Below are 2,176 nucleotides of genomic sequence, written 5' to 3'. Positions count from 1 at the left end.
TCCACCGCCGCCCGGGCCACCCCGACGTAGACGGCGGCGTAGCTGGCCACCAGCCAGTGCGGCATCAGCTGGGCCACCACCAGCGCCCGCCCCTCCACCCCACCGAGCAGCCGGTCGGCCGGGACGGTCACGTCCAGGTGCAGGTCGTGCGAGGAGGTGGCCCGCATGCCGAGCGAGTCCCAGGTCTGCTCCACGGTCAGCCCCTCGCCGGCCGGCACCAGGAACTGGGAGACCACGGACTGGTCGGCGGCGCTGCGCGCGGCCACCAGGTAGCCGTCCGGGTACCCCGCACCGGAGCAGAAGGTCTTGCTGCCCTTGAGGTGCCAGCCGCCGTCGACCGGTTCGTAGACCGTGCTGAGCTGGGACAGCCGCGCGCCGGCGCCGCGTTCGCTCATCGCGACCGCGTACCAGGAGCCCTCGGCCGCCGCGCGGAGCAGGCGGTCCCGGGCGGTCAGCGCCGCGTCGGGTACGCCCAGCGCCTCGGCCAGCTCCTCGGTGACCGCGCCCAACGCGCCGGTGACCGAGGCGTGCATGTTGAACACCAGCGCCGTCGCGCCGTTGCCCCGGGCCAGCTCGGTGGCGACGGCCGCGTACTCGGCGAAGGTGGCGCCCGCGCCACCCAGCTCGCGCGGCACCATCAGCCCGAAGAGCCCGGCCTCGCGCAGGTCGGCGAAGTCGTCCACGGGGAACGAGCCGTCCCGGTCGTGCCGCGCCGCCCGCGCGGCGAACCGTGGCGCCAACCGGCGGGCCGCCTCCAGCGCGTTCACCGTCATGTCGCCCCCTCCTGCGTCCCTGTACCCCCCGCGCGGTCCGGTTACCCGTGCCGCACCCCGTGTCCCTGGTAGAGCACGGCGACCGACCGGGTCGGCTTGATCCGCGGCTGTCGCCCGTCGACCGTCGGGGAGGGACGGCCGCAGGCCCGCCGGACGAGCCAGGCCAGCGTCCCGCGCAGGCTCGGCCGGATGCCCCGGATCCGCAGGTGGACGCCGTGCCGCGCGCACTCGGTCACCAGCTCGCGAGCGTCCACGAACAACCGTGGATCGTGGATCCCCCGGGGCACCGTCGGCAGCCGTTCCCCGATGCGTACCGCCACCAGCCGGGCCAGCGCGGTGTCGTTGAGGGTGTCCAGCACCAGCAGGCCGCCGGGACGCAGCAGGCGGCACGCCTCGGCCACCACCCGCCGCCAGTCCGGTACGTGCTCCAGCAACTCGCCGGCGGCCACCACGTCGGCACAGCCGTCGACCAGCGGCACCGCCGTGGCGTCGCCGTTGACCACCGTCACCCCGTGCGCGGCGGCCTGCGCCAGCGCCGACCGGGTCAGGTCGACCCCGACGTGCCGGTAGCCCTTGCCGGCCAGGTGCGGGGGCGAGCAGCCCGGCGCCGCAGCCCAGGTCGACCAGCAGGGCGTCGGGCCGGGTGGCGGGCGGCACCAGGGCGGCCCGGGACCGGGCCAGCCAGTGCAGCATGGCGAACGCGCCGTCCGGTCGCCACCACTCGCCGGCCAGGTCGTCGTACTGGCGGGGGTCGTTGGGAGGTAGGACGCGCGGCGGAGTGGACACGGGACCGTTCCGCATGGACCGAGCGTGGCACGACTCCCCGGTAACGACCAGACTTCCCTTATGTCGTCGACGGTGTTAGGGCTGGTCAGGGCGAGCCATCCGGAGCCGTCCGCGGCGGTCACCGCGGTCTCCGGTCTGCTCGCGTGGGGGGCCGGGCACACCCCGACCGGCGTCGCCGCGGTCACCGCGACGGTGCTGGCCAGCCAACTCGCCGTCGGCTGGACCAACGACGCGCTGGACGCCGGGCGGGACGCCGCGGTGGGGCGTACCGACAAGCCGGTCGCCGCGGGCGCGGTGAGCCGGCGCACGGTGGCGGTGGGCGCGGCGCTCGCGGCCCTGGCTACCCCGCTGCTGGCGCTGGCCACCACCCCGACCGCCGCGCTCTGGGTCACGATCGCCCTGGTCTCGGCGCTGCTCTACGACTGGCCGCTGAAGTCCAGCCCGGTCTCCGTGCTGCCGTACGCGATCTCCTTCGGGGCGCTGCCCGCCTTCGTGGTGCTGGCCCTGCCCGGCGCGCCCGCGCCACCGGCGTGGCTGGTCGCCGCCGGGGCCTGCCTCGGCGCGGGGGCCCACTTCGCCAACGTCCTGCCGGACTTCGCCGACGACGCGCGCACCGG

2 protein-coding genes and 1 pseudogene are annotated in these 2,176 nt (G+C 76.1%); 1 reads left to right on the top strand and 2 read right to left on the bottom strand.

Annotated elements, in window-relative coordinates; all coding sequences use genetic code 11:
- Positions 1-773, bottom strand: a 773-nt coding sequence (locus JNW89_RS35585) for an acyl-CoA dehydrogenase family protein (protein WP_238452355.1), incomplete at its 3' end; no start/stop codon positions are given.
- A 41-nt stretch (positions 774-814) separates the two neighbouring features.
- Positions 815-1,574 (bottom strand): annotated as a pseudogene (locus JNW89_RS35580) (methyltransferase domain-containing protein).
- A 45-nt stretch (positions 1,575-1,619) separates the two neighbouring features.
- On the opposite strand from JNW89_RS35580, the gene JNW89_RS35575 reads away from it, so the two are divergent.
- On the top strand, positions 1,620-2,176 hold a 557-nt coding region (locus JNW89_RS35575), incomplete at its 3' end, for a UbiA family prenyltransferase (RefSeq protein WP_238452354.1).

It is taken from the genome of Micromonospora sp. 4G55 (assembly GCF_016803375.1).
This window is presented reverse-complemented; position numbering and strand designations above follow the sequence as displayed.